Source organism: Anoxybacillus ayderensis (genome assembly GCF_013761015.1).
Taxonomy (GTDB): Bacteria; Bacillota; Bacilli; order Bacillales; family Anoxybacillaceae; genus Anoxybacillus; species Anoxybacillus ayderensis.
On the sequence record NZ_JACDUV010000001.1, the window covers coordinates 182935 to 203345 of the forward strand.

Here is a 20411-nt window from a genome sequence, read left to right on the forward strand (position 1 = left end):
TGTTGTTTACAAATGGAACAAATCAATCGTACAAAGGCGATGAAAATGGTAAAATGATGTGTAGATTTCCATATGTAGAAAGGGCTTAAAAGATGACGAAAACAAATCGTTTGATATGGTGGGGACTTGTGTTTATATGGTGTGGGCTTATTTACTATTTTACGGAGTCTCCGCTATTTACTGGAGAGCAAACCGCGCAATGGATTCGCCAGTGGTTAAATTATTTTGGAATTGAAACGAACCGTCCTGTGAGCGATGGGGTATTTTCGTGGAATTTCATCGTTCGGAAATGTGCGCACATGACGGTGTTTGGAACGTTAGCGTTTCTTGTGTGGAAAGCTACGCACCCACACCGCTATCGTTACCGAATTGCTTGGATTTTTACGCTCATATATGCTATCTTCGACGAATGGCATCAATCGTTTCAGCCGAAACGAACGGCACTATTTTCTGACGTCATGATCGATATGGTCGGAGCAACGATCGTTTTATGGATCGTTTGGAAAGTGAATAAGCGAGCATAGTCGCTCGCTTATTCGTCTGCAGGAAAGACAATGCCTGTTTGTTTTCGTGCTTCTTCCATAATCTTCATCGTTGCGAGCGAATGAGCGTGTGAGTTGATCGTTGATTCCTTTTCTCCTCGTTCGATGAGCGTCATAAATTCAAGTGCCTCGTAGTACATTGGCTCATGCGGTTGCGGAACGCTTATATCTTCTATACGCCCGTCGCGGTAATGAATATGGACGCGCGTGGGGGTATGAATCGTGTCGATCACGATTGTTCCTTCTTCCCCTTGAATTTCGGCAGGAGTATAAGAGTTTGCGATTTTTGAATACATAACAACCGCATCCATTTCACCGTAATCGAGTATAATGCTTCCTTCGCCATCTACTCCAGACGATAGGCGGACGCTATGCGCCTGAATCGACTTCGGTTCACCAAATAACACAACGAGCGGATATAAACAATATACGCCAAGATCCATTAATGCGCCGCTTGAAAAGGCAGGATGAAAGGCGTTGGCGATCGTTCCTTGCTTAAACGCATCGTAGCGCGAAGAATATTGGCAATAACTTGCGACGTAACGACGAATTCGCCCGATTTTCGACAAATGATGTTGAATGGCTTGAAAGTTTGGCAAGCACGTTGTTTTCATCGCTTCCATGAGCACGACATCGTTTTTTCTTGCTGTTTCAATCATCGCTTCTACTTCTTTTACGTTAGAAGCGAGCGGCTTTTCACATATGACATGTTTGCCGTGATTCATAAGCACGATCGCTTGTTCAGCATGAAACGCGTTTGGGCTTGCGATATATACGGCATCAATATCATCGCATGCGGCAAGCTCGTGTAAATTAGTAAACGTTTGCGTGGCGCCTGTTTTTTCGGCGAAAGCATCTGCCGTTTCTTTTTGGCGAGAATATACAGCTTGTAAATGAAATGACGGGACTTGTTTGGCGGCGCGAATAAACGCCTCTGTAATCCAGTTTGTTCCGATTGTTGCAAAGCGAATCATTCGTTTTCTCTCCCTTTGATGTATGTCCAACCGTCTTGTTGGTACACTTTGTTTTCTTTCATTAATCGTCCGAGCGCTCGTTTAAAGGCAGCTTTACTCATATGAAAGCGCGCTTGAATATCTTCGGGATCGCTTTTGTCGCCATATGGCATCGCCCCACCGCGACTTTCGAGATATTGGTAAATCGTTTCGGCATCCGTTTGTAAGCTTTCTTGTTTGCGAGGAAGCAGTGATACGTTCATCGTTCCGTCTTCTTTCACCGCGATGACGCGTCCTTCCACAAGTTCACCAAGACGCGGCTCTCGTCTTCTTTGTGATTCGTGAATAAATCCGAGATAGCCAACGTCTGTGATGAGGAAAGAGCCAGCTTTGATGAGGCGATAAATGCGCCCGCGCACGTTTGTATTAAACGCAGAAGGTGGCGCAGGAACGCTTATTTGTTTCATCGTTTCTTCATCTGCCAGTTTAGCGAGCAGTCGCCCTCGTTTGTCCACTTGGAGTGAACAGTACAATTCATCTCCTTTTTCAGGCCAAAGCGTCGCAAGCGACGGTAAGTCGTCAATCGATAATAACATATCTTTTTCGATGCCGATATGAACGAAAACGCCTAATTGAGGTACAACGTCGACCACTTCTACCCAACCGTATGACGATGTTGTAATGAGCGGTTTTTTCATCGTCGCGCGCATGCGTCCGTCGTGATCATGATATAAAAATACATGCACATCTTCCCCAATGTGTAATTCGCCTTCACATTGACTTTCATGAAGCAAGGCCGTTTCTTTTCCGTCTGTGACGATATAACCGAACGGTTTTTGTTCTTTTACTTTCCATGTAACCATTTGTCCAATCATGTATCTCTTCCTTTTTTGTAAGTAGTTTATCCATTATTGTACATGATTAAAATGAAAGAGACAAAGGATGTATCTTGTTCCAGTTTGGCGTGATACAATAAAAGAAAAAGAGATTGAGGTGACGACGATGAATAAAGTAGCACGAAACGCGTTATGTCCGTGCGGAAGCGGGAAAAAGTATAAACATTGTTGCGGCAATAATGTCATTTCCATTCATAAGCTCGTCGATCAAGAAGTGGAACAGCATATGCACGATTTCATTCGCTATGCCACTTTCGAACACGAGTCATTTTTATATCAACGTACAAAAGCATACATAAATCAAAAAGAACGAGATGAAGACGCGCTCATGATTTTTCGATTTTTTATTAGCGTGTGGGTGATGTTTTTTAAAAAAGATATGCGCGGCATGACGATTCTCGATTATTACTTAAGCACGATTCGGAAACATCACGTCCGCCCAACCGTGCTGTCTATTTTGACGTCTTGGAAAGAAGCGCTTCCGTCATTTGTACAAATCGATCATATGGACGGTTCGTTTGCGTTCGGAACAGATCTCGTCACAGGCGAAACGAAACAAATTAAATTTTTAGATGAACATATTGATTACGATCTCGAAGTGGGGCAAGTGATAACAGGCGTTTTCGTTCCACATGGGCAATATACCACTTGTTTTTCAACATTTTTCCCGATGCCGATCGTGTTATCGAACGCTGTAAAACATTTTGTACAAGAGCATTGGGAGCAATGTAACAACGACCGTCAACAATGGATCGAGCAATATCCATATATTTTTCAACAGTCGCTATCGCTCTCATTAATTGATACGGACGAGTTGTCACCGAAACATCAAGAAGTATTAACGATACTTGAACAAAAAGCAAACATTGACGATCGAAACGTTCTTGATACTGCGCGTATTATATGGCGCCAATATTGTCGCGCGAAAAACCCGAACATTCGCAAGCCGGAAGTGTATGCGGCTGCTTTGCATTACCTTCTTATAGAAACTGTTTTGCAAGAAGAATGGATGTCGCAAAAACAGCTGGCGGAAATGTACGGCATATCAGCAAGCACGCTTTCGAAACGCATTGATGATTTATATATCGCTCTTGAAGATTTAGATTTCATGTTGGAAGAACAGATTGACGAATTAGCCGAAGCGCTTGGAGTAGATGAAGACTGGGACGATTGGGATGATGACGATTGGGACGATGAAGATATATTCGAAGTATGTGAAGATTGCGATGAAGAATAAAGGGAGCGCGTGGCTCCCTTTTTTATATGAGTTCGATTCCTTCTAAAATCATGCTGGCGAAAAAGCCGCTGATATGATGAAGCGCTTCGAGCACAGCTTTCGGATCTGCGTCGAAAAAATCTTTCATCATCGGTTGATTTTGTTCATGAATGAAAGCGAAAATGAAATCTGTTTTGATGCGATTACTTAGTAACATAGGGCAATAACTTAACTCTAGCTTTCTTTTTATATTTTCTTCGCCTTGTGCGTTGCTAAAATGTTTCCAATACACGTCGCGCAACGTTGGCAATTGTTCTTGAATTTTTTCATGCGCATCCGTTAGCCAAGCTTGTACCGCTTCAGCAGGTGGAAATTGTTTATTTAATAAAATAAGCTCAAATATTTTTTGTAAGGCAAAACTCGATTCCGTAGCAAAAGCGACATTCGTTAAAAGCAAGTTCACATATTCTTCTTCGTTTTTCGTTTCTAAACGCATGTTCATGAAAATTTCTAATATTTCTGAGTGTACTTTCGTTTTCGTCCAATCTTTCGTTAATTGTTGTACGAGTGCCATAACTGCGCGATTTACTGTATCATTCGTCCATTCCATCCATGTGCAGTCCTTTCCCATTGAAAAATAAACATTACCCTCATTATTGTACCAAGTATTTTATAAAGAAAAAATAGCTGACTTTTTATGTATATAGGCATAATGACCTATTTTTATTTTTGTTATATAACTTTTACGAATCGTCTGATAAAATAGAAAACAATATAGACATATTGTTTTCGTAAGGAGCGTGAATGCGCCGATGTTTACGTTAGGAAAAGAGCTATTGAATCGCTTGCCCTTTAGTAAAAAGTTTATGTTGCTTGCGACCATTTTTATGTTCACCCTTTTTTCAATAAGCGTCTTGTACGTTCGGTTATTGACCGATAAAGCGACGCTACTTGAAAAAGAAAAGCAAGGAGTGGCATACATCGCGCCGATGATTGATGCGATGTACGGCATACAAAAACATCGCGAATATACGACGGTCGTTCTTCTCGGACATGGGAAAGAAGACAAAGTAGCAGAGGCGCAAGCGATGTTGAAAAAATCAATACAAACATTACGAAGCGTACATAAAGAGCAAAACGCAAACTTTATTGAGGAAGAGAAATGGAAGCAGCTGTTGCAGCAAATGCAAGATGTGCAAGACAATTGGAAAGTGTACACGGCAAGCGAGGCGGTGAAGCGTCATAACGCTCTCGTCTACGATTTGCATCAATTGTTGCTTCATGTGGCTAGCCGTTCGAACGTGTCGCTCGATAACGATATGAACAATCATTATTTAGCCCGTCTATTTGTTGAGCATGTGCCATTTCTGACGGAAACGATCGGAGGGGCGCAGTCGTTTGCGGCAGAGCTGACGTTAAAAAGCGAATTGTATGAAATTGAACGTTCAAAAATGACATATTGGATAAACGTATTAGAAACGTCGATGCAAACGATCAGCCGTGCAACTGCTCCGCTTTTTGCTGACGATGAAAAGATGCGCAAAAAAGTACAACAATATAATGACATCATCTCAACGGATTTATTAAGCATGACAAGCTTATTTCAACGCGAATTTTTGCAAACGAATCGCATTTCGTTAACATCGGTTGACTTATATGAAAAAACGAACGACGCACATGAGAAGCTTCATGATTTGGCTCGCTTTTCATTACATGCGTTTCAAACGCACTTAGATGGTGAATATCGGGCGGTGACGATTGAGAAATGGGCGACGATCGGCTTAGGGGCTTTTGCTGTTTCAGCTGTCATTTACTTGTTTATCGCTTTTTACATGGCGGTGCGTGAACAAATTACAGCGATTGAGCAGGCAAGCAAACAAGCGGCAAGCGGGGATTTAACAGTGCAAATGTCCGTCTCGTCAAACGACGAATTTGCGCATATTGCTCAGTCATTCCAATCGCTCGTTGCTTCATTCCGGTCAATGATTAGCGCCAACCAACAATTGACGTATGACGTGTCCGCATCCGCCCACGAGTTGACTGCGATTACTGAAGAAGCGGCGCAAGCGATGGAACAAGTCGGTGCAACGATGGAAGAAGTCGCCGTTGGATCGAGCAAGCAACGCATATGGGCACAACAAAATGTCGAGGCTGTTCATACGCTTGTCGACGATACAAACTACATTTTATCTCGTTCACAAGAAGCAGCAGAGGCGGCGCGAGCAATGACAAATGAAGCCGAAAAAGGAACAGCAGCGATGGATAAAATGATTGCACAAATGAAAACGATGAACGATTTTATTACGCAATCAAGCGAATGGATTCAAGCGTTGCATCAACGCTCTGCCGATATTGCCCAAATGGCGACGATGATTACAAACATTGCAGAACAAACGAACTTGCTTGCATTAAATGCCGCCATTGAAGCCGCGCGCGCAGGCGAGCACGGTCGCGGATTTGCTGTTGTCGCAGACGAAGTAAGGAAACTGGCGGAACAATCGTCTTTATCTGCAAAGCAAATACGCGAGCTATTGCAAGAAGTACAAACGGATACATCACAATCGGTTCAAGCGATGCAACATGTGCAACAACAGTCCGAAAAAAGCATGGTGATCGCACACGAAGCGGACGAAACGTTTAACCGCATTCACCAAACGACAAATCATGTGATGACACAAATGGACGACGTCGCTCAAAAAATTGCGGTGATGACAAGTGCGTTTGATGAACTGGCGATGACGATGAAAGAGACCGAAGCGATCGCACAAGAAGCAGAACAGCAAACACAAACGGCAGCAGCTGCACACGAACAATTGCTTTCTGCTGTTCAAGAAATTGCCGCAAACGTGCAAACGTTAAGCGACAAGGCGCAACATTTAGCCGAAAAAGGAAAGCAATTTACCGTTTAGTCCCGGATATTTCTCCGGGATTTTTGTTGTTAAAATTATGAAAATTCATTATAATAAATGCGAACATATATTTGTGAGGGGGAGTTTGGATGGAACGGATGGAAGAATACATTATTATGGAGGAAACGGCTGCGCTCGTGCCGCAATATGATGAATACGGTCGGCTTGGCACAATCGTTTATGAGCTGTACGACACGTACAAAGTGGACCAGTCGCCGAAACAAATTATGCAACAAAGCTGCCGCTATTATGGAAGTACGTATGAAGGGAAAGTACAAGCAGCAAAACATATTCTCGGCATTCGGCAAATGGCTCCCGTCTCCGTTTGTGAAGCGCTTCGGCTTTACTTCTTTCCAACATGTTCTCCTGACAGCGACCGATGCGTATGGATTGCTCAATCTCACATCAAGACGATACAACCGCATGGGAAAAAGAAAACGAAAGTCGTTTTAAAAAATAATAAACAATTAATTGTTGATATACAAAAAGGAACGATGGAAGGGAAGATGTATAAAACGGCGATGTTAATTTTCATTTTACAACAAAGAATAGTGAATAACTATGAAAAATAGTGTATAATATTTCGAGAAAGAAAAGAGGAAAACGATGCGGACGTTACGAGGACATCATTTATTATGTGTACATGGGTTTCAAGGAATGGGGTATAGTGAATCGTTCGTCAAAAAAATGAGCGAAATTGTCGATGATATACGAAACGACGAGTACGATTTTCCGATTCGCGTCATCGCCGCTCTCGATGAAGCATGTGATGCATGCCCGCATCATGGGGTGGATCGCTGTGAAGCAGATGAAGCGTCGAACGATCATGTGTTGGCAATGGATCGACGTGTGCTCAACCAGTTACAGCTAGAAGAACGAGGTATATATATGAAATCCGAGCTGATCGAACGAACGAAACGAATGGTTGAACCGAATGATTTAGACATGCTTTGTGAAGGGTGTTCGTGGCTGTCGTATGGCGTTTGTAAAGAAGGAATACGAAAATTAAAAAACTTTTCTGACAAAAACAAATAAAGTTGTGCTATGATTATGAAATAAAAATAGAAAGAAAGGGTTATTGCATATGAAAGTAGCAAAATTCGGGGGAAGTTCTGTTGCGAATGCAGCGCAATTTCAAAAAGTAGCAAACATCATCACATCGGATGAAGCGCGCAAATTTGTCGTCGTCTCTGCGCCGGGAAAACGGTTTAAAGACGACACAAAAATGACGGATTTGTTAATTACATTGGCGAAAAAAGTCATTGAAAATGACATATACGAAGGGGTGCTCGCCCAAGTCGTTGCGCGCTATGATGAAATTGTAACTGACTTACAGTTGTCGCGCGACATTTTAGATGTCATTTCTGCCCATTTACAACAACTCATCGATACGTATCATGATCAGCCAGAACGTTTACTCGATGCGTTAAAAGCGAGCGGGGAAGATAACAATGCAAAACTGATGGCGCATTATCTCCGCCAGCTCGGATATGAGGCGCATTACATCAGTCCGAAAGACGCAGGCATTTTCGTCACAGACGAACCGGGCAATGCGCAAGTGTTACCTGAGTCATACGAACAGCTCGCCAAATTAAATGAACGAAGCGGCATTTTAATTATTCCAGGCTTTTTCGGCTACTCCCGTTCAGGTCATATCGTCACATTCCCGCGCGGCGGCTCGGACATTACAGGTTCGATCGTGGCGGCAGGTGTTGGAGCAGAGCTGTATGAAAACTTTACAGACGTTGATTCCATTTATTGCGTCAATCCGTCGATCGTTGAGCATCCGTGCCAATTAAAAGAATTGACGTATCGTGAAATGCGCGAATTGTCTTATGCTGGGTTTTCCGTTTTTCACGATGAAGCGCTTGAACCTGTATATCGCCGCGGCATTCCAGTATGTGTGAAAAATACGAACAATCCAGAAGCGCCAGGAACGATGATCGTCGCAACGAGAGACCATCGTGAACGTCCGGTGGCAGGCATCGCCAGCGATACAGGATTTTGCAGCATTAACGTCAGCAAATATTTAATGAACCGCGAAATCGGATTTGGACGCCGTCTGTTACAAATTTTAGAAGACGAAGGCATTTCATATGAGCATACACCATCAGGCATTGATAACATGTCTGTCATTTTACGTGAAGAACAATTAGCTGGCGACGTCGAGCGTCGCGTATTAGATCGCATCGTGAACGAATTGCGTGTCGATGAAGTGTCGATTGAACGCGATTTGGCGCTCATTATGGTCGTCGGGGAAGGAATGGAGCGCAGCGTCGGTATTGCAGCTAAAGCAACAGCGGCTTTCGCACGCGCGAACGTCAACATCGAAATGATTAACCAAGGCTCATCGGAAGTCAGCATGATGTTTGGCGTCAAAGCCGATGCGGTAGAAAAAGCGGTGCGCGCACTATATGAAGTATATTTTTAATCGTATAAAAATGGAATAATCGAACAAAATAACCATAGCACACATAAGGGAGGAAAAAAGATGCGCGTGCTATGGTTATTTCTTTTTTTATTCGCCACACCAGTGCAAGCAGCGACATATGAAGAAGCAGTAAAACAGTATGTACAAGACATCGGGTGGACGATGGAAGATTTGACGCGTTATTTGGCGAAATGGAATATGACGATTCACGATTTTTCATCGCTTGATGCGTTAAAAAAGCAGCTCGGTACCCCGATCACGCCTGAACGTCTCGATGCGTTGTTGTTACGGTACGATATGACGAAAGAAGAAGCGGAGGCGCTTCTCGGGCAGTTCGGTGAACAACTGCAACATTATACGTTCGTCGAAGATTTAGATTATGCGTTATCGTTTTACCGCGACCGTTACGATACGATGCAAGCGATGACAGATATGTTAGCGACGATTGGACTAACGGAAGATGAAATTCGTCGCTTATTTGAACGTACCCCTCCGTCTGCAAAACAAACATTTGAACGTCTCGACGAACAAATGCAAACGCTCGTCTTGCGCGATCCATCCACACCGTTAACAAAACAAGAGCGCGAAACGGTGCTCCATTTTTGGAACGAATGGCTTTCGCTTTATCGGCTTCAAGCGAAAGTATATGAAGTCAACGAACAAGGACGAACACCAATTTCGTTTGAACAATTACAGACTGTTCATGCCCCTGTCGTGATGGAGTGGTACGATGAGAAAGGGAATTTTGTTGCGGATGTGTACATTCCGCGCGAACGAATGAATGAAAGTACGTTTATTGATGTAAGCGAACAGCTCGCACATATCGGCATGATGGCGCTCGATTTAGAAAGCGGCTTGCTCGTTGCGCGCATGCCAAAAACAGCTTCTTCGTACGGAATGAACATCATCATCGGCGTTTGCTTTTTGTTAGCAAGTTTCGTGTTATGGAGGAAGGGAAAACGATGCGAGCCGTTGCGATAGCGTTGTTTCTTTTTGGGGCATCTTTCATTTGGGCAAATGCGCTTGGCTGGCATCGGGCGTATGAAGCAGTGCAACAGAGTGAACAACCGCATGATGCGATCGGGACGCTTTTCATTCCGAAACGAAACATATATATGCCGATTTATGAAGGGATGGAACAATTGGATAAGGGAGTCGCACATGATGAACGAAGCGCGCTCCCAGGGGAGGGAAACCATACCATTTTAGCAGGGCATCGCGATACGGTATTTCGCCAGCTCGGTGACATTCAATTAGGCGATGAGCTGATCGTGCGGACGAACGACAAAACGTGGACGTATGTCGTGCAACATATTCGCATCGTTCGTCCTGACGATCAAACGGTGCTCGTTCCAAAGGCACATCCGACGTTGACGTTAATTACATGCTATCCGTTTCGCTGGATCGGGGATGCTCCGAAACGGTATGTCGTCGTGGCGAAACAAAAACGTTAGCTTCTTTTTGTATGCATTTGTTGTTTAAATTGTTGTAGAAGCGTTTCGCCGTGCAGTCCGCGTTGAACTAAATCTTCTAATACGACTTCAGCTAAATTGGAGCGTTTCACAATTGTCGCATCCATTAATACGCTTATTCGTTCGCCCATCAACGTCACCGAACGGACGGTGGCACGGACATGGGCGGGATCGTTCGTTGTTCGTGAAATGGTGACGAGTGCATCAAACGTCGTTCCGTTTTCTTTTAACGATGTAAACAACTCGCGATATGTTTGCTCGATATACGCTTCAACGAGCCATCGTTTATTTTCATCTTCTTTATTAATCATTAAACCGTCAATGAGCGGAATGTCTTGTTTTTGCTCATGTAATAGCGTGAGCGCAACGAGCTTAAATGTTTTCACAAAACCACCTCGCAACAGTAGTTATTTCCATTATATCATACGAACAACATACAACAAAAAAAGAAAAGAAAAAGTGAAAATTGAATTTTCAAGCACTTTTTTCGTCAAAAACGGCCGAAAAACGGCAAAAAAACGAAAAAAATCGCTTGAAAATTGAAAAATCGAAATTTTACATTATTTTTTCCTTCCCGTATCATATGAGTCGAGGAGGTGATGCAAAACCGATTCCTCTCATTTCCTTCCAAAATGCGTCCTCTTACTGCTCCCTCACAGTTTGGCTAGCCCCCCTTGCTAGCCTCTTTTTTTCAATTGACCGTCTATGATGGGAGTGATATGCTAGGGGGGAGAAAGGGGTGAATAGAAAATGGAAAGCCAAGTTTTACAAGCCGTAAAAGAATTGCTGTATGAAGTGCGTGAAATGCGCGCAGAGATGGAAAGCTTTAAACAAGAGATGCGTGCAGAGATGGAAAGCTTCAAGCAAGAGATGCGTGCAGAGATGGAGAGCTTCAAACAAGAAATGCGTGCAGAAATGGAGAGCTTCAAACAAGAAATACGAGAAGAAATCAAAGAATTGCATGTGCGCATCGGAAAGTTAGAAACAAAAGTGGACAAGCTGCACGATAAATTTGAATTGCATGCGCAAAAACAATGGCAAACAGAAGCTGACGTGTATCGGTTAAAAAAATTAATCGGCATTGAATAAAGGGCAAAAAGCCCCTTTTTTTATTTCAATGCTTCAATCATTTCATCAATCATTTTTATGACTACTTCTTCCACTCGTTTTCGCTTATGCGAAGGCAATGATTGCAACGCATATAGACGCTTCGCGAGCTCACGCTGTTCATTGATATAACGAATAAGCGCGAGTCGTTCTTCATTCATCTCGTTCGTTCCGTATGCGAGTTTGACTTCTTGCAGCAGTTGTTCATCTGTCGGATGTTTGCCAAGTAAAAAATCAACGCTCACACGAAACAAATCGCTCATGTCAATAATCGATTTTAAATCAGGGAGCACTTCGCCGTTTTCCCATTTGCTCACTTTTGAACGAGATACGTTTAGCCGTTGCGCCAGCTGCTCTTGCGTCCAATGGTTTGCTTTGCGCAAACGTTTAATTTGTTCGCTCATATGTTGTAACATCATCTTCCACCAAATTCCCTTTTTTCTTTTTACAATAGAAGAAGAACAAGGGATGTTTTGTTCTTTTTAAGAACAAAAATCAAAATGTTCAAAAATAGAACAAAAATCAACAAGTTCTTTGTCGAAAAAAGTTGATTGAATATTCTTAAAATGTAAAAATATACATAACGATGATTTTGAAAAAAGTGGGGGATGAACAGTGGACATTTATTTTTTCGATTTCATCGTTCATAAAAGTAAAAAAGAAGGAAGAAGATGTAACATACTCATTAAAGAAAAAATACAGCCACCATTTAAATCATGGGGATTTATCGTTCCGATCCATTTCTCTGACTCACTCCAATTCATTTCACCAAAACCAATGCAACAATCACCACAAGACCCGATTCGCTACCGAATGATTTCATGTAAACAGTATGACGATTTAATTTTACTTTTTAAAACGGCAGACGAACAAAAGATGATCGCTATTTTTATGCGCTTAGCAACCCAAACACTTGACATCATTGTCCACAGATGGAATGACCTCGACAAAAAATATGTACGCATCAAAACAGATCAATATACAGCCACTGATGAACGATACATTCACTACATTTTACGCTCCATTTCTGTTCGCTCAGGTCGGAAAATTGCCTACTGCCTATTTTAAGCAAGCGCCGGATGCTTGCTTTTTTACATGTAAAGAAGGAAAAACAACAAACAACACGAATGACATAACATTGTAAATCAACCGTAATGGAGGGATAATATGAAAAAATTTTTTCCATTCCTTTTACTTCTTTTGTTGTTTCACATCGCCACTCCTGCGGAAGCGAGCATGAAATGGGGAAGTGTCGAAGTTAAAAAAGGGGTGATTGGGAAAATTGTTACGTTGCGTCCGACGGGGGTGTATGAACAAAAAGGAAAGCAACTCGTGCGAAAGTATGCGTTAAAAAAAGGAGTTGAGCGCCCGGTCTACAACGTTGTGAAACAAGATGGGAAAACGTTTTATCAACTTGACAAAAATGAATACGTGCCAAACGATACGCGCTTAAAATACACACCGCTTCATGAGGACACGATGAAAAAATTAATTAAACGTTCGATGAGAGGAGCGTATGAATTAGTCATCGATGAAAACCAACGAGCTTCTTTTTTTATCGAAAAACAAAATGGCAACTATGTAAAAGGAACATATGTATTTGCCGGCACAATCCCGCTTATGCTTGAAGGGCAAATTCAAAAAGACAACGTTCGTTTACGCGTATATTTCGACGATCGTACAGATGCGATTCGTTTATCGATCTCTTATTTAAAACAAGTGATGAGCGATGAACAAATGGAACAAATTGCTCAACAACTAACAAACAACGATGATTACTATTTTGAAATTCAATTTCCGATTAAAAACGATCCTGAACAATTTATCGCACAAGTATATGTGATGGACATATGGATTGATGACCGATTTAACGTTGTAGGGACAAAACAAATGCCGCCAATTACTGTGTCAGTTAGAAAAAAAGGATAAAAAAATATACAATGTTTTTTCATTCCATGGTAAAATAATGTTTGTGTTCCATCGCCCGTTAAAACTGCAGTCAATTACACACACTTTTTAGCATATTTATAAATTGTTATCTTTTTGTAATATTATTGTAACAAAGTTGTATAGTTGTAATATGTAAAAAAAATATTAAAACACTAGAAATTTTAGATGAAATGCATTATTATAGTAAACGTGGAGCGATGGGGAAGCTTAGTAACAAACTAGACTTAAATGTATATTTTTCTTTTTATGGTTTAAGTTTAGTAGAAAGTCTGACCCTGTTAGGCCTTTTAGGCAATGAAACTACTAATCAATTCATTGTTTAGTACTCATTGCTCTAAAGTTTAGATAAAGAAGGGAGACGTAGAAATTCTATGGACAAAAAGAAAGCGATTAAAATCGTAACTGCAAGTACGATCGCGGCAAGCGCATTCGTTACTGCAAACCCTTATGCGTTTGAAGCGTCAACAAGCGTTGATGCAGTAGTGAAAAACGCAAAAACAGCAATGAAAGGTGCTTACCTTGCTTACAACGAGGTTGTAAAAACTGGTAAACTTGTAGATGTAAAAGTTGTTCAAGAAGCAATTAAAAAAGCAGATGCTGAGTACAAAAAAGCAGTTGCTGAAGTGAAAAAGAATGGCGGTAAAAAGAAAGACGCCCTTCTAGCAGACTTAGACGCAACATATAAAACATATGTAACAAACGGTGCGAAAAAATACGTTGCTGCATACCCAGCATTAACAGCGCTTAGCAAAGTTGAAAAGCTAGTGAGCGATGCAATAGCAACAAAAGATCTTGCGAAAGTAAAAGCAGCTTACGATCGCCTTGTATCTGAAGTGAAAAAAGCACAAAACGCAACAAAAGCTGTTTACGGTTCAGATGCTCGCGCAGCATTCGTCAAATCTGCGAACGCAACAATCGCAAGCTTACAGAACGACACAACAGCATACGTTGCTTTGACAAAAGCACAAGATGCATTAAGCAAAGAAGACTTCGCGACTGCGCAAGCGATGTTAGACAAAGCGGCAGCTTCTTTAGAGAAAGCAACATCGCTTAAAGCAGAATTAACTGCATTAAACGATACAGTAAAAGCAAGCTTTGAAGAAAAAGCTGGCGCTGTGAAAGAAGTAAGTGCTGTTGCTGATGTAACAGTAAACGAAGGCGAAAAAGTTACACTTCCTGAAAAAGTAGAAGTAACGCTTAAAAACGGCAAAAAAGTTGAAAAAGCAGTTACTTGGGAAAGCAAAGACCTTACAAAACCAGGCGAATATACGCTTAACGGAACATTCGAAGGCACAGAACTAAAAGCAACTGTAAAAGTTGTTGTAAAAGAAGTTGCGCCGAAGGTTGAAAGTGTAAGTGCGAATAACAATGCAAATGAAACAGTAACATTAAAAGGTAAAGTAACAGGTGCGGAAAAAGTTACTGTAGTTGTTAAAGATAAAGATAACAAAGAAGTAGCAAAAAATGAGAATGTTGAGGTTAAGGACGGAGAATTCTCATTTACTACTGGCGTTTTAAAAGCAGGAGATTATACATACAGCGTAGTAGCTGTTAAAGGTGATAAATCTTCTGAAGCTAAAGCTGGTACAGTAACTGTTGCAAATGTACGTCCTACAATTGAAAAAGTAGAAGTATTAAACGCTAAGCAAATTAAAGTTACATTCTCTGAAGAAGTAAATGAGACTGAAGCAATCGATACTCAAAACTATACAATTGTAGTTAAATCAAACGGTACTTCAAAAGCTCTAACTACTGATTCTACTGCTGTATTAAGTGCAGATAAGAAGTCTGTAACAATCACACTTGGCTCTACTGATTTAACTGCATTTGCTACATCTGCTGGTTTATTACCAGTTGATTATTTATTGTTCGTAGATAACTCTTCAGCTGCTATTAAAGACCTATCTGGCAACACAGTTGTAACAAACTCTAACGTGGCGTTTACTGGAACAACAGCTCCAGACACGCAAGCACCTGTTATTGAAACAGTTTCTTTCAATAAAGGCACGGGTGTATTGACTATTAACTTCAATGAAGACGTGAAGTTATCTGATAGCGATGTAAATGAATTAGGTATTTCATTTACAAACGGCACAGATTCAGTAGCTTTAGTTGATGCTGATTATTCTGGAACAGCTAATGGAAGAACAGTAACAATTACATTATCTGCAGATACTTTAACAAAAGTAAAAGCATTAACAGGGACATTGTCTGTTAAATTAGCTGCAGGTGCATTCAAAGATTTGAATGACAACTCAATTGCGGAGGTTACAAAAGCAGTTACATTAACAGCTCCTCCAGAAGTTCAATCAGTTGCATACAATAGTGTTACTGACCGTTTAGTTGTAACGTTTGATAAAACTGTTAAACTTTCGTCTGTGGATTTAACTAAATTTGCTATCACAGGTAAGACATCTAGTGGCGCAAGTGTAAATCAATCTTTATCTAGTGGTACAGTAATCGTTACAGCAGCTGACTCTAACACTCTTGAATTAATTCCTACAGAAGCTCAGCGTGAAGCTATTGAAACAATTCGTACAGACGCTAAATTAGTGTTAACTGCGGGTGCGGTTCAAGATACAAATAGTGTTAACAGTGTAGCACAAACTGTTAATGCAACAGTTTCTAACGAAGTGCCTACGATTGTTTCTGCAGAGTACGACGCAAATACAAACAAATTAAAAGTTAAATTTAGTGAAAAAGTTGACAAAGACACAGTAGCAGGTGCTAAATTCACAGTTTACGGTGACGGTGCATCTCTTGGTACTTTGACAGGTATCACAGTTGATGAACTAGCTAACTCTGATACAATGACATTTACTTTAACAGGTTCTACTGACGTAACAGCTACAGAAGTAGAAAGTGTATCTGACAAGTCAACTCTTAAAGTATTTACAAACGACACTAATGCTGTTCTTGACGAAGGTGACGATGCTGTTGCTAAAGGTTCTGCTGAAACGGCAACGCAAATCACTTATAAGGACACAGCAGCATTAGGTTTTGTTTCTCAATCTGCACATAGCAAGAACCAAATCAAAGTTAAATTTGATGCGAAGATTTCAAAAGATAGTCTAAACACAGCAACAGTTAAAGTGTTTGTTGACGGAACAAACAAATCTGTTGAAGTTCCTGTAACATCTGTTGAACTTCTTTCAGATGAGCAAACTGTATTCATTAACACTGGTTCTAACTTGAGTTCTGGTGTAAGCTATGTTGTTGAAGTAACTGGAGTTAAAAATAAATATGGTTCTACAGCAACTGATAAGTTAACTACTTCTGCGTTCTCTGGTTCTTCTGTTAACGGTAGTGCACCAGTTCTTGTGCAACCTAGCCTCAGTGCATTAACTGGAAATGTTAACGCACCACTAATTGATGCTGATGGTTCACAAAACATTTCAGCAGGTGACAAATTTAAGCTTGTTTTTGATCAACCAGTAAAATTTGACAGCACTAAAACGTTATCTGCTGCTGACTTTGCTCTTACTGGCGGAGTGAGCCCAAGCTTAGGTAGCAACTTCACTGTGGTACCTGGCGAGTACGCAAACGAAGTGTATGTTGTACTTGGAAGTTCACCATCTTTATCTCTTGGAACTACAACAGTTGATTTAGCTTCGAATGACTACATTGTGAGCAAAAATGGTGTAGCTGCTACTGCAGTTGTTGCTGGTGATTATGCTTTACAATTACCAACTGATGCAACAGCTGCTAAGATTAAGTCTGCTGTATATAACGATGCAAACTCTAACGGTGTTATTGACGCAAACGATACTTTAACTGTTCAGTTTGATAAAGCAATTAACACTTCAACACTTTCAAATATTAACCATGCTGACCTAGCATTTAGTAGTGGTCCAGTAACATTATCAAACCCAACATTGTCTGGTAACGATACGTTGGTATTTACAATTACGGGCGTAACAACACCATTCACTGTTGGTACGACTACGCTTGATGTTGCTGGCAGTAACGATATTATAAATAGCTGGGGAGTACCTGCAGCTGGAGTTGCTGCTGCTGATGAAGTGAAAATTACATCTAATGACAAAACTGCACCTACACTTGTATCTGCAGTATACAAAGACAATGGTACACCAGGTAACGATACAGATGATACAATTGTATTGACATTCAGTGAATCCGTAAATGCAACAACTGCGTCTATCGCAATTGGTCAGTTCGCATTTGCTAATGGTTTAGCTCCATCTGCAGTAACAGCTGTTAAGACTGGTGATAAAGAAATTACACTAGATATCACAAATGCTAGTGGCATGGATATCACACCAGGTTACACAACTATTAAGATTGCAGGTTCTGCTAACCAGTACATTAAGGATGCTAGCGGTAACGCTGCTGTAGCAACTGCGCCAATCACGATTACAGCAGGTACTGCTGATACAACGGCTCCTACTGTGGTTTCTGTTACTAGAGTTAGTGCAACGACTGTAGATGTAAGATTTAGTGAAGCTGTTGATCAAACAACTGCAGAGGGTGCTGCTTATACAATTAGTACTGCTGCGTCGGGTGATACAGAGACTTTCACATCTGCGACATTACTATCTGATGGAAAAACTGTACGTGTAGTATTTAGTGGAGCAAACATTGTGGCTGGCGATGATGTAACTGTTCCTAATACAGTAGAAGACCTTGCTGGAAATACTGTAACTACAGCAACAGTAGACGTAAGTAACTAATTAATAGAATTATCGTTGTCTAAGGGTTGCGTGCTGTCACGCCCCGAAGATTGTCGAGATTAATAGAAACAGAGAGTCATATGGCTCTCTGTTTCTTTTTTTTTTCGCATTAAACGTGGTTTGGAATATATATTATATTTTTGAATGCCTCAATTCCCTTCAAGGAATTGGGGCGATTTTTATTTTTAGGAGGGAGTCGTATGCAGTCTGCAAAGCGCGTGAACATTGTGAGCCTAAAGCTCGTTCGGGAGGGGAGTGTGTTGTACAGGGAGCGGCGTGTTCAGTCGCCAGAGGATGCGTACAAGCTGCTGAAGCCGTTTCTTGCCGATGCGGATCGGGAGGTGTTTGTCGTCGTTTGTTTGGACACGAAAAATCAGCCGACAGCCATTCACGTTTGCCATGTCGGGAGTTTGAATGCAAGCATCGTCCATCCGCGCGAGGTGTTTAAGTCGGCGATTTTGGCAAATGCGGCGTCGGTGTTAGTGGCGCACAATCATCCATCGACCGACCCGACGCCGTCAAGAGAAGACATTGAGGTGACAAGAAGGCTCGTGGAGGCAGGGAGAATTGTCGGGATTGAACTGTTAGATCATGTCGTCGTTGGCGGTGAGCGATTCGTGTCGTTGAAAGAAAAAGGGTACGTGTGAGGGGGAAGAATCATGCTCGAATGGTTTATAGAGAAAATGAAACGTGCGTTTGGCGTGGAAGTGAACATGGAGGAAGTCGGGTACGAAGCGTATGCGTTTGACCATGAGGAGATCGATGACTTACTCATTCCTGCCGAACATGTGGCGAAATTGCCAAATCCGCTCTTATTAGAGGCGTTCATGTATGTGGATGCAGAAGGGAATGAGTGGATTGCTGGTGTGGTCGTTGCGGAAGGAACGAGGGAAAGATTGTACGAAGTGTGGATCAAAGACGGAAAGCTAATCGGTTATACGATGTATGTGTGAAACTCCCGACATTTCTGTTGCCAAACTCCCGACAAAACGAAACATGTTCCAACGATCGCTGGTACATTCGATGTGTGCCGAGACATCGCCAGCATTTTCGCGCCAAAAAACTCATGACATTATGATATAACTGTCGGGAGTCGGGAGGGAAAGGAGGGGAAAAAGACATGTGGGAAAAAGTTGTTGCGACCATTGTGGTGACGGTTGCTACGGAAGCGATGAAACAATGGATGAACGAAGGACAATGAAAAGGAGGAATGACCGATGAAAGTATTTCCGTGTTCTTGCCTATGCAAGCAATCGTGCCCTTTATGTACGGTGAAAACCATCATTGACATCATTAAACGATGAAACGATGGATGAATGAGGTATCCATCGTTTTTTCTGTTTTAGGGGGGATTTTGTGCAAGATTTACTCCATGCATTTAAGCAGTGGCTCATTGAAGAAGGGAAATCGCCGAAAACGATGGAGTCGTATGTCGGGGATGTGGCAAAGTTTCAGGCGTATATGGTCGAGAAGGCGGTCGATTCACGTCAGCCGCTTTCTCGTTTTTCATTTGTCCGTTATAAGCAACATTTAATCGACCATGGCTATGCGGTGGCGACGATCAACAAAAAAATCAACAGCTTAAAAGTGTACAATGACTTCCTGCAAAAGAAGGGAATCGTAAGCGACAGTTTCATTCAACTGAAACGCGACCGCATCTCGATTGCCGCTGGAAGTGAACATGTCGTGACGGCATTATCGGAACAACAAGTCGAAAAGCTGTTGTTTTATTTAGAGGATCAGACAAAAGTAAGCCAACGGAATAAACTGATTGCTTACTTATTGCTTTATACAGGCGTGCGCGTGTCGGAGTTGGTGAACATTAAACGAGCCGACATTGATGCTTTAGCCCGTACGCTCACCGTTCGCGGCAAAGGGGGGAAAGTGCGCGAGATCACGTTGCGGCAAGATGTGCTTCACGTCATGAAACAATACGAACAAGGCGAACGAGCGAACTCGCGTTTTGTCGACAGCGACTATTTGCTTGTGAGCCAACGAGCGCCAAAGATGCATCGCGATGCGGTCAGGGAGTGGCTGGCGAACGTTTCAAAGGAACTCGGATTTCACTTGCATCCGCATTTGTTTCGCCATACGTTTTGCACGCGCTTGTTGAAAAAAGGAGTCGATTTAACAACGGTCAGTAAATTAGCAGGGCATAGTACAGTGAACATGACCGCAAGGTTTTACATTCAAACGACAAGGCAGGAAAAAATGGATGCTGTTCAGCTATTGTAGGAAGGGGAA

Annotated in this window: 20 protein-coding genes; 15 read left to right on the plus strand and 5 right to left on the minus strand. The window is 41.8% G+C overall.

Annotated features, from left to right (window positions below; all coding sequences use genetic code 11):
• Positions 1-92: 92 nt before the first annotated feature.
• A complete protein-coding gene (locus HNR63_RS00935) occupies positions 93-524 on the plus strand; it encodes a VanZ family protein (RefSeq protein ID WP_181519494.1) in 432 nt (143 codons plus the stop codon).
• Between the two features lie 8 nt (positions 525-532).
• On the opposite strand, the gene HNR63_RS00940 is transcribed toward HNR63_RS00935, so the two are convergent.
• Entirely contained in the window at positions 533-1516 is a 984-nt protein-coding gene (locus HNR63_RS00940; RefSeq protein ID WP_181519495.1) for a Gfo/Idh/MocA family protein, read from the minus strand.
• On the minus strand, positions 1513-2370 hold the full coding sequence (locus HNR63_RS00945) for a CvfB family protein (RefSeq protein WP_042535304.1): 858 nt from the start codon (positions 2368-2370) through the stop codon (positions 1513-1515). Before HNR63_RS00945 ends, HNR63_RS00940 begins: the two co-directional genes overlap by 4 nt.
• A gap of 67 nt (positions 2371-2437) precedes the next feature.
• Here HNR63_RS00945 and HNR63_RS00950 point away from each other — a divergent pair, with 67 nt between their 5' ends.
• The gene (locus HNR63_RS00950; RefSeq protein WP_281363142.1) at positions 2438-3628 is read left to right on the plus strand and encodes an SEC-C metal-binding domain-containing protein; all 1191 of its coding nucleotides are present in this window, start codon (positions 2438-2440) and stop codon (positions 3626-3628) included.
• A 22-nt stretch (positions 3629-3650) separates the two neighbouring features.
• On the opposite strand, the gene HNR63_RS00955 is transcribed toward HNR63_RS00950, so the two are convergent.
• A complete protein-coding gene (locus tag HNR63_RS00955) occupies positions 3651-4217 on the minus strand; it encodes a hypothetical protein (protein ID WP_246316695.1) in 567 nt (188 codons plus the stop codon).
• A gap of 190 nt (positions 4218-4407) precedes the next feature.
• On the opposite strand from HNR63_RS00955, the gene HNR63_RS00960 reads away from it, so the two are divergent.
• The 6 genes from HNR63_RS00960 (at position 4408) to HNR63_RS00985 (ending at position 10401) form a co-directional block, all read left to right on the plus strand.
• The gene (locus HNR63_RS00960) at positions 4408-6516 is read left to right on the plus strand and encodes a methyl-accepting chemotaxis protein (RefSeq protein WP_181519497.1); all 2109 of its coding nucleotides are present in this window, start codon (positions 4408-4410) and stop codon (positions 6514-6516) included.
• An 89-nt stretch (positions 6517-6605) separates the two neighbouring features.
• Positions 6606-7088: a competence protein ComK gene (locus tag HNR63_RS00965; RefSeq protein WP_021094681.1), complete on the plus strand. Its 483-nt coding sequence runs from the start codon at positions 6606-6608 to the stop codon at positions 7086-7088.
• A gap of 34 nt (positions 7089-7122) precedes the next feature.
• A complete protein-coding gene (locus tag HNR63_RS00970) occupies positions 7123-7551 on the plus strand; it encodes a DUF1284 domain-containing protein (protein WP_181519498.1) in 429 nt (142 codons plus the stop codon).
• A gap of 49 nt (positions 7552-7600) precedes the next feature.
• Complete coding sequence (locus HNR63_RS00975; RefSeq protein ID WP_181519499.1) at positions 7601-8947, plus strand: aspartate kinase; 1347 nt, start codon at positions 7601-7603, stop codon at positions 8945-8947.
• Between the two features lie 60 nt (positions 8948-9007).
• Entirely contained in the window at positions 9008-9928 is a 921-nt protein-coding gene (locus HNR63_RS00980; protein WP_181519500.1) for a processed acidic surface protein, read from the plus strand.
• Positions 9910-10401 (plus strand): class D sortase, encoded by a 492-nt coding sequence (locus tag HNR63_RS00985; protein ID WP_085788698.1) that lies wholly within the window; start codon positions 9910-9912, stop codon positions 10399-10401. The genes HNR63_RS00980 and HNR63_RS00985 overlap by 19 nt, the downstream gene beginning before the upstream one ends.
• Here HNR63_RS00985 and HNR63_RS00990 read toward each other — a convergent pair.
• Complete coding sequence (locus HNR63_RS00990; protein ID WP_085788699.1) at positions 10398-10805, minus strand: YwpF-like family protein; 408 nt, start codon at positions 10803-10805, stop codon at positions 10398-10400. The genes HNR63_RS00985 and HNR63_RS00990 overlap by 4 nt on opposite strands.
• A gap of 364 nt (positions 10806-11169) precedes the next feature.
• Here HNR63_RS00990 and HNR63_RS00995 point away from each other — a divergent pair, with 364 nt between their 5' ends.
• On the plus strand, positions 11170-11508 hold the full coding sequence (locus HNR63_RS00995; RefSeq protein ID WP_181519501.1) for a DUF1640 domain-containing protein: 339 nt from the start codon (positions 11170-11172) through the stop codon (positions 11506-11508).
• Between the two features lie 20 nt (positions 11509-11528).
• Here the strand turns inward: HNR63_RS00995 and HNR63_RS01000 are convergent, their stop codons facing one another.
• Entirely contained in the window at positions 11529-11945 is a 417-nt protein-coding gene (locus tag HNR63_RS01000; RefSeq protein WP_246316696.1) for a helix-turn-helix domain-containing protein, read from the minus strand.
• 196 nt (positions 11946-12141) lie between these two features.
• On the opposite strand from HNR63_RS01000, the gene HNR63_RS01005 reads away from it, so the two are divergent.
• The 6 genes from HNR63_RS01005 to HNR63_RS01030 all read left to right on the plus strand — a co-directional run bounded on the left by HNR63_RS01005 (position 12142) and on the right by HNR63_RS01030 (position 20402).
• The gene (locus HNR63_RS01005; RefSeq protein WP_181519502.1) at positions 12142-12594 is read left to right on the plus strand and encodes a hypothetical protein; all 453 of its coding nucleotides are present in this window, start codon (positions 12142-12144) and stop codon (positions 12592-12594) included.
• Between the two features lie 99 nt (positions 12595-12693).
• Positions 12694-13455: an SLAP domain-containing protein gene (locus HNR63_RS01010; RefSeq protein ID WP_181519503.1), complete on the plus strand. Its 762-nt coding sequence runs from the start codon at positions 12694-12696 to the stop codon at positions 13453-13455.
• A gap of 392 nt (positions 13456-13847) precedes the next feature.
• Positions 13848-18167, plus strand: coding sequence for an Ig-like domain-containing protein (locus tag HNR63_RS01015; protein WP_181519504.1), 4320 nt, complete (start codon positions 13848-13850; stop codon positions 18165-18167).
• Between the two features lie 152 nt (positions 18168-18319).
• The gene (locus HNR63_RS01020) at positions 18320-18814 is read left to right on the plus strand and encodes a JAB domain-containing protein (RefSeq protein WP_343047594.1); all 495 of its coding nucleotides are present in this window, start codon (positions 18320-18322) and stop codon (positions 18812-18814) included.
• 12 nt (positions 18815-18826) lie between these two features.
• Positions 18827-19120, plus strand: a complete 294-nt coding sequence (locus tag HNR63_RS01025) for a hypothetical protein (protein WP_181519506.1) — start codon at positions 18827-18829, stop codon at positions 19118-19120.
• A gap of 403 nt (positions 19121-19523) precedes the next feature.
• Entirely contained in the window at positions 19524-20402 is an 879-nt protein-coding gene (locus HNR63_RS01030) for a tyrosine-type recombinase/integrase (RefSeq protein ID WP_181519507.1), read from the plus strand.
• Positions 20403-20411: the final 9 nt, after the last annotated feature.

Bases quoted from the DNA above. Each gene is read 5' to 3' on its own strand.
- HNR63_RS00975 (WP_181519499.1), top strand. From the start codon at position 7,601: ATGAAAGTAGCAAAATTCGGGGGAAGTTCTGTTGCGAATGCAGCGCAA.
- HNR63_RS00935 (WP_181519494.1), top strand. From the start codon at position 93: ATGACGAAAACAAATCGTTTGATATGGTGGGGACTTGTGTTTATATGG.
- HNR63_RS00970 (WP_181519498.1), top strand. From the start codon at position 7,123: ATGCGGACGTTACGAGGACATCATTTATTATGTGTACATGGGTTTCAA.
- HNR63_RS00985 (WP_085788698.1), top strand. From the start codon at position 9,910: ATGCGAGCCGTTGCGATAGCGTTGTTTCTTTTTGGGGCATCTTTCATT.
- HNR63_RS00940 (WP_181519495.1), bottom strand. From the start codon at position 1,516: ATGATTCGCTTTGCAACAATCGGAACAAACTGGATTACAGAGGCGTTT.
- HNR63_RS01025 (WP_181519506.1), top strand. From the start codon at position 18,827: ATGCTCGAATGGTTTATAGAGAAAATGAAACGTGCGTTTGGCGTGGAA.
- HNR63_RS01015 (WP_181519504.1), top strand. From the start codon at position 13,848: ATGGACAAAAAGAAAGCGATTAAAATCGTAACTGCAAGTACGATCGCG.
- HNR63_RS00950 (WP_281363142.1), top strand. From the start codon at position 2,438: ATGTATCTTGTTCCAGTTTGGCGTGATACAATAAAAGAAAAAGAGATT.
- HNR63_RS00955 (WP_246316695.1), bottom strand. From the start codon at position 4,217: ATGGAATGGACGAATGATACAGTAAATCGCGCAGTTATGGCACTCGTA.
- HNR63_RS01000 (WP_246316696.1), bottom strand. From the start codon at position 11,945: ATGATGTTACAACATATGAGCGAACAAATTAAACGTTTGCGCAAAGCA.
- HNR63_RS01010 (WP_181519503.1), top strand. From the start codon at position 12,694: ATGAAAAAATTTTTTCCATTCCTTTTACTTCTTTTGTTGTTTCACATC.
- HNR63_RS00995 (WP_181519501.1), top strand. From the start codon at position 11,170: ATGGAAAGCCAAGTTTTACAAGCCGTAAAAGAATTGCTGTATGAAGTG.
- HNR63_RS00965 (WP_021094681.1), top strand. From the start codon at position 6,606: ATGGAACGGATGGAAGAATACATTATTATGGAGGAAACGGCTGCGCTC.
- HNR63_RS00945 (WP_042535304.1), bottom strand. From the start codon at position 2,370: ATGATTGGACAAATGGTTACATGGAAAGTAAAAGAACAAAAACCGTTC.
- HNR63_RS00980 (WP_181519500.1), top strand. From the start codon at position 9,008: ATGCGCGTGCTATGGTTATTTCTTTTTTTATTCGCCACACCAGTGCAA.